The 4,007-nt window shown below is 62.6% G+C and carries 4 protein-coding genes; all 4 read left to right on the top strand.

The genetic code is table 11. The features are described from left to right. On the top strand, positions 1-2,223 hold a 2,223-nt coding region (locus tag BFV97_RS17100; RefSeq protein WP_069301607.1), incomplete at its 5' end, for a VirB4 family type IV secretion system protein. Next, positions 2,220-2,387, top strand: coding sequence for a hypothetical protein (locus BFV97_RS18895; protein WP_172827935.1), 168 nt, complete (start codon positions 2,220-2,222; stop codon positions 2,385-2,387). The genes BFV97_RS17100 and BFV97_RS18895, both read left to right, overlap by 4 nt. Continuing rightward, positions 2,377-3,531, top strand: a complete 1,155-nt coding sequence (locus tag BFV97_RS17095; protein ID WP_172827934.1) for a lytic transglycosylase domain-containing protein — start codon at positions 2,377-2,379, stop codon at positions 3,529-3,531. Before BFV97_RS18895 ends, BFV97_RS17095 begins: the two co-directional genes overlap by 11 nt. Continuing rightward, positions 3,531-4,007, top strand: a 477-nt coding sequence (locus tag BFV97_RS17090) for a type IV secretion system protein (protein WP_216635977.1), incomplete at its 3' end; no start/stop codon positions are given. The genes BFV97_RS17095 and BFV97_RS17090, both read left to right, overlap by 1 nt.

The raw sequence follows: 4,007 nt of genomic DNA, 5'->3' as shown, positions 1-4,007 counted from the left end.
TGCATCCGGCTCGAGGGGATCAACAGCTATACGACCGACGACGCCTATCTCGACAAGGTGACGGCGCTTTTTGCCCGTATCGTCGCGCAGCTTGGGCCAGAATTCAGTTATTACGTCCACAAGGTCTCAAAGGCCATCAAACCGGATCTGGACCCAATTCGTGAGGACAGCTTCGCGGGCGAGGTCGACCGGCGTTGGCGCGCCAAGCTCGAAACCAGCGGGCTCCGCGACAAGACGCTGACGCTCACCGTCATTCACCGCCCACCGCCCAAAAGCCTCCTGCCGTTCCTCAGCCGCAGCGCGCCAGACCGACTGAGGGAGGAGACTCGCAAACGCCTGCAGCGCCTCGGCGAGGCCGTGAACGTCTTCCTTTCGGGCCTCACCGAGCTCAAGCCGCGCCTGCTGTCGGCTGCATCGGGGGAATTGGTGGGGTTTCTGGGCGCGCTGAACACGGGAACCGAGCTGCCGCTCTACCCTGCCAATACCTACGGCTTTCTGTCCTTCAACGTCGCCAATACCCGGGTGACTTTTCACGGAGACCATTTCGAGCTCTCGGAAGGCGTCGTGGGCCATCGCTACGGCAAGAGCTTCACCATCGGCGAATATTCCGAAGGCACCTCCTGCACCATGTTCGACATGCTGAACCTGCCGGTCGACATGATCGTCACGCAGTCCTTCACGCCGATCAATTCGAACCTCATGGCGGGCCGCATCAAGCGGCAAAAGCGGCAGATGCAGGCGAGCCAGGACGCGGCCCTCTCGCTCATGGAAGCCCTCGACATCGCCGCCGATGATCTCGAAGCCAAGCGCCAGAGCTTCGGCGAGCATCACATGGTCGTGACGCTCTTTTGCGACACGCTCGAAGAGCTGCAGACGCTCAGCGCCGAGATCGTGAACGCCGCCGCGACCGAAGGCGTGAAGATGATCGGTGAGCGGGTCGCCGCAAAGGCCCATTACCTCAGCCAGCATCCCGGCAACCAGCCCAAGCGCGTGCGTGCCAGCGCCGTCACCAATCGCAACTTCGCGGATTTTGCGGCCTTTCACCGGACACAGCTCGGCAAACCCGCCGCGAAAACCCCATGGGGCCGGGTCGTCACTTATTTGCCCACGCCGGAGCAGAGCGCCTACCGGTTTTCTTATCACGAACAAGGCTCGCCCGACAAAGAACCCACTAGCGGCCATACCCTGATCATGGGACGGCCCGGGTCGGGCAAATCGGTGCTTTCGGCCTTTCTGATGACCCAAGCCCGTCGCGCGGGCGCCCGGGTCTTCGTCTTCGATTACCGATCCGGTATGGAGATGGCGGTCCGCGCCAATGGCGGGCGCTACGCGTCCCTGAACGCCGGTCAGCCCACGGGCCTCAACCCGCTCTGGACCGAGACCGATGCGCGCGGCACGGCATGGCTGTCGGACTGGCTCACCACTTTGCTCTATCGCGCCGACAAGCCCCTGACGCCAGCACAGACCAATCGCATCCAGGAAGTGGTGCGCCAGAACGCGCAGGCCTCCAATCCGGCCCTGCGGAACTGGCGGGATTTCGCGTCGCTTTTTGTGTCCACCGATGATGGCGGCGATCTGCACCAGCGCCTGCTCGAGTGGACCGAAGACGGCCGCTATGGCTGGATCTTCGGGCAGAGCCTCGAGGACACGTTCTCGCTCAAAGGGGATGTGGTGGGCTTCGATCTGACCGGCATTCTCGACAGCGAGGCCGACAAGGAGCGGATGGCGGTTCTCTCCTATCTTTTCCGCCGGGTCGAACGCGAGATCGAGGATCGCCGCCCCACCATCATCGTGATCGACGAGGCCTGGAAGGCGCTCGACAACGCGTATTTCGCCGAACGGCTGTCGAACTGGCTCGTGACCGCGCGCAAGCAGAACACCGTCGCGGTGATGATGACGCAATACGCAAGCCAGCTCGAGCGCACCCGAACTGGCAAGACCATCATCGAGGCGGTGCCGACGCAGATCCTGCTGCCCAATATCCGCGCGCAGCCTGCGGATTACGCCATGCTGAACCTAACGGAGAAGGAGCTCGACGTCCTTCTCAACACGGGCAGCAACAGCCGTTTGGCGCTGATCCGCGACGACCAGGGCTCAATCGTCGTCGATGCCGATCTCAGTGCTCTCGGGCCCAATCTCACCATCCTCGGCGGCATGGAGAAAGGCGAGGCGCTCGTCGGCGCCGATTACCGCGACCGCCCGGACTTCTGGAGGCTTTCATGATCCGTATTCTTATCGCTTTGGCTGCGCTCGGCGCGCTGGCCTCCTGCGCCCAGTATCAGGAACCGCAGGCCAATTGCTTCTCCTTCCTGGCCTCGACTGCCCCCGTCGCGCCTGATTGCACCTTCACGCCCCTTGGCGCGCCGGAGGGCGACATTGAAGTCTAGCCTGCCTCATATCCTGGCACTTTGCCTGCTGCCCGGTCTCGCCGTGTCTCAAGGCGTGCCGACCAATGACAGTGGGCTGACCGCGCGTGACATCGTCGAGACTGGCGATCGCGAGGCTGACTTGGCCGTTCAGGCGGACAAGCTTGCCGTGCGCGAACTCATTGCCGAGATCGAACGGGAGCAGCTGGAAACCCTGCAGCGCATCCTCGATGCGCAAACAAGCTTCGGGGGTCAGGGCTTGCCGGCTATGGTCTCGGGGCTGGAAAACGGCAGCGGGGATCCCGACCGCGCAGTGGAAGCCGTCTATGGCAGTGCCGAGATCGATCCCAATCCCGGTGGTGCGCAGATGTTCGGCGACGCCGCTGAGAACATCGAGCAGCTCATCATCCGCGTTGCCCAGGAAACCAGCGGCTTTGCAGGCGTGGGCCGCGCGGGTCTCTCCCCGGTTCAATGGCGCGCCCTTCTGCAGGCCCTCATCTGGCAGGAAAGCCGGTTCACCATCGGCGCTCGCTCGCCCGTCGGTGCCTTCGGCCTTACCCAGATCATGCCCGGAACGGCCAGCGATCTCGGCATCAACCCGGAATACTATGACAGCCCCTATCTGCAGGTGCATGGCGGCGCGCGCTATCTCGCGACCCAGCTGAACACATTCGATGGCAACATCATCAACGCCCTCGCGGCCTATAACGCCGGACCCGGCCGGGTTTTCGAGTATGGCGGCGTGCCACCCTTCCGCGAGACCCAGCACTACGTGTCGGTCATCCCTGAACGCTACAATCTCTATCTAAGCCGTATCGGCGGGATCGATGCGCTTGGCACGATCGATCCGGCGCTTCTCGCCAATGCCAACCTCTCGCTCACGGGTCATGGGGCGGCCTTTTATGGCAGCAACTCACCAGCCGCGATCCGCCAAGCCGCCCTACGCATTTCCGACATCGTCGAACGGATTTCAGAGACTGAAGACGTGCAGGAGAGCATGGCGCTCAACACCTATGCTCGCGCCGAACTCGTGCGCCTCGTCGCTGCCCGCATCCGGCTTCAGGCAGCACGCACCCGCGTCCTCTCTGCCGAGGAACTAGCCCAAGCCAGCGCCCGAATGGCCGAAGGCGCGTTCATGGATTTTACGATCAGGGAGATTGAATGATGAGACTTTTGCTCGTGAGGACGGCCTTGGCCACGACACTTGGGATCGGTCTGCATCTTGGCGCCCTATCCCCTGCCCTCGCGCAAGGCGTGCCTGTCGTCGACACCCAGAACATCGCGCAAAACATCCAGCAGCTCCGGCAGATGATCGAGGACGAGATTCTGCAAAACGAGCAGCTGACGCAGCTCCGCGAACAGCTTGCCACGCTCACGGACCAACTCGCGGAGCTGCAAAGAACCTATGATGCGCTCACCCGCCTTGCCGAACTGCCGGATATCATCCGCACGGAAATGGAAGATGAATTGAACGGTCTGCTCGACCAAGAATTTGGCGACATCCTTGCGACGATTGAGGCGATCAAGACGGGGAATTTCTCCGGCCTGTCCGGTTCTGGCGCAGGCGAGATCGAAACCCAGATGGACCGGGTGCTGGCCGACCTCGGCTTTGACGAGGAAACCCTCTCGGAAATGGCCACG

Source organism: Neptunicoccus sediminis, from assembly GCF_001719615.1.
In the GTDB taxonomy this organism is placed as follows: Bacteria; Pseudomonadota; Alphaproteobacteria; order Rhodobacterales; family Rhodobacteraceae; genus Amylibacter; species Amylibacter sediminis.
The sequence above is the reverse complement of the archived record's forward strand: the minus strand, read 5'-3'. Positions and strand labels throughout refer to the sequence as shown.

Coding starts and splice junctions, on each gene's coding strand:
- BFV97_RS18895 (WP_172827935.1), top strand. CDS start 2,220: ATGATCCGTATTCTTATCGCTTTGGCTGCGCTCGGCGCGCTGGCCTCC.